1 protein-coding gene is annotated in these 279 nt (G+C 51.3%); it reads left to right on the top strand.

Annotated elements, in window-relative coordinates; all coding sequences use genetic code 11:
- Positions 1 to 36: 36 nt before the first annotated feature.
- Positions 37 to 279: hypothetical protein (locus SB756_RS29500; protein ID WP_410913101.1), on the top strand; the 243-nt coding region annotated here is incomplete at its 3' end.

Genomic DNA, 279 nt, shown 5'->3' with positions numbered 1-279 from the left:
CGTTCAAACATGGCTTCTGCCGACCAACCATCGGTCATGGACGAAGCCTATAAAGAGTTTGTTATGCAACTGGCCTCGTGGGATACCCGCAGAGAGTTCTGGCTGCAAACCGACTATTACAAACAGCGGATGGTGGGCAACAGCAAAGCCGATGCGGCGTTGCTGGATGAAATGATTAACAACATCCAGTTTATCCCCGGAGACTTTACCCGCGCGGTCAATGACAGCGTGAAGCTTATTGCTGAAACCGCGCCTGACGCTAATAACCTGTTACGTCAG

This window comes from Pseudomonas sp. SIMBA_068, from assembly GCF_046534705.1.
GTDB lineage: Bacteria > Pseudomonadota > Gammaproteobacteria > Pseudomonadales > Pseudomonadaceae > Aquipseudomonas > Aquipseudomonas putida.
The sequence above is the reverse complement of the archived record's forward strand: the minus strand, read 5'-3'. Positions and strand labels throughout refer to the sequence as shown.